We start from the raw sequence: 2,278 nt of genomic DNA, 5'->3' as shown, positions 1-2,278 counted from the left end.
TTAAATTTGGTCCGTAAGTGTTAATCTTACGGGCTTTTTTATACACTTTGATCGCCAAATATTTGCTCAGGATGAAATCTCATTCTTATTTTTATTGAAATAGTTAAATAAAATTTAAAAACACATGTGCTTTATTTTTTGCTGTTACAATATTTATTAGTACAATTAATTGAGGTTAAGTAAAAGTGAAATTGCATTGTTTAATTCAATTGCTGATTTCGGCATTGATTCTTTTAGGATTAATATTTAACATTAGAAATTCTCGTCTATTTAATTTTTATGATCATTTATTGCACCATAAGCTTGTTAAAAATAGAGACGGTAAAATTTGGAAAGTTATTACAGTCTTAAATGAGCCTAAGGTAATTGTTGTTTGGGACTTTTTATTAGCAGGCCTATTAGTTTTGTTTCATCACCCCTGGCTTGCTCTTTGGTCTTTAGGTACTTTGGCAGTAACTGATGCAGTTGGAATCTTTTTAAAGCATTCAGTTAAAAGAAAAAGACCCTTGTCAATGAGAACCTATCGAGATGGCTATAGCTTTCCTAGTGGACATGTGTTAAGCGCAACTATTATGTCATTAATGTTATGGCAAATCTTTGGTCATATTATGGGAATCTGGCTCTTAATTACTTTGATAATCGCATGGGGATTGGTAGTAGTGTCACGTTTAAATATGCGTGCACACTATCCATCTGATGTTTTAGGAGCAACAACTTTAGCCCTATTTTGTTTTACAATTGCACAGCAACTTTTAGGATTGGCCTTTTAATGGTCGATCTTTTTTATAAAAAAATAATTGCTTTCTTTAGTTTACATACTCACAAAGTTGCTTTAAAATAAATCTGTAGTCAAAAGGGCTATGCCTAAAAGCGACGAAAAAACACTGACTAGATGCCAATTCGGTTAGTTTGTATTTTTCGCCACAAATTTAAGGAGGATTTTTTTAATGCTCAAATCAGTTATTGAGAATATACATGCACTTGAAATCTTTGATTCACGTGGTAACCCAACTGTTGAAGTTTTCGTTACTCTTTCAAACGGTGTTGTAGGTAAGGCTGAAGTTCCATCTGGTGCTTCAACTGGTGAAAACGAAGCTGTTGAATTACGTGATGGTGGTTCACGCCTTGGTGGTAAAGGTGTTATGAACGCTGTTAACAACGTTAACACTGAAATCAACGACGCTTTAAAGGGATTAGATCCACATGATCAACCAAACATCGACGCAACTATGATTGCTTTAGATGGTACTCCAAACAAGGGCCGTCTTGGTGCTAACGCTATCTTAGGTGTATCTATGGCTACTGCTGCTGCAGCTGCTAAGGATAACCACCAACCATTATACCGTTACCTTGGTGGTACTGACCTTGAAATGCCTCAAACTTTCCACAACGTTATTAACGGTGGTGAACACGCAGACAACGGTATCGATATTCAAGAATTCATGATTACCCCAGTTGCTAAGACTTCATTCCGTGATGGTTTTGAAAAGATCGTTAACGTATACCACACTTTGAAGAAAGTTCTTGAAGATATGGGTTACGAAACTGGCTTAGGTGACGAAGGTGGTTTCGCTCCTAACATGAAGAACTCAGAAGAAGCTTTGAAAGCATTACATGAATCAATCATCAAGGCTGGTTACAAGCCAGGTGAAGATATTGCTATTGCATGTGACTGTGCTGCTTCATACTTCTACAACAAAGAAGACGGCAAGTACCACCTTGAAGGTAAAGTTCTTACTGACGAAGAATTGGCAGACTACTACGACAAGTTACTTGACGAATTCCCAGAATTAATTTCTATGGAAGACCCATACGATGAAAACGATGTTGAAGGTATGGTTAAGTTTACTCAAAGTCACAAGGACCGTATCCAAATCGTTCTTGACGACTTCATTTGTACTAACCCTAAGCTTTTGAACAAGGCTATTCACGAAGGTGCTGGTAACGCTTCATTAATCAAGTTGAACCAAATCGGTACTGTTACTGAAACTCTTGAAACTATTCGTCTTTCACGTAAGAATGGTTACAACACTATGATTTCTCACCGTTCAGGTGAAACTGGTGATACTTTCATCGCTGACTTCGCAGTTGCTGTTAACGGTGGTCAATTGAAGACTGGTGCTCCAGCTCGTTCAGAACGTGTTGAAAAGTACAACCGTTTACTTGAAATCGAAGAAGAACTTGGTAAGGGTGAACGTTTAGCATTCTTCCCAGACAACGTTGACTTAGATTAATATAAGTTGATATTAAAAAAAGAGATTGATTTTTGATCAATCTC

2 protein-coding genes are annotated in these 2,278 nt (G+C 36.8%); both read left to right on the top strand.

Features of this window, described 5'->3' with window-relative positions; genetic code table 11:
* Positions 1 to 185 precede the first annotated feature (185 nt).
* Positions 186 to 770 carry a phosphatase PAP2 family protein gene (locus tag HMPREF0528_RS03465; protein ID WP_004895163.1) on the top strand — a complete coding sequence of 195 codons (585 nt, stop codon included), beginning with the start codon at positions 186 to 188 and terminating at the stop codon, positions 768 to 770.
* A gap of 177 nt (positions 771 to 947) precedes the next feature.
* Entirely contained in the window at positions 948 to 2,234 is a 1,287-nt protein-coding gene (gene eno / locus HMPREF0528_RS03460; RefSeq protein ID WP_004895162.1) for a phosphopyruvate hydratase, read from the top strand.
* Positions 2,235 to 2,278 lie beyond the last annotated feature (44 nt).

It is taken from the genome of Lactobacillus johnsonii ATCC 33200 (genome assembly GCF_000159355.1).
GTDB lineage: Bacteria > Bacillota > Bacilli > Lactobacillales > Lactobacillaceae > Lactobacillus > Lactobacillus johnsonii.
This window is presented reverse-complemented; position numbering and strand designations above follow the sequence as displayed.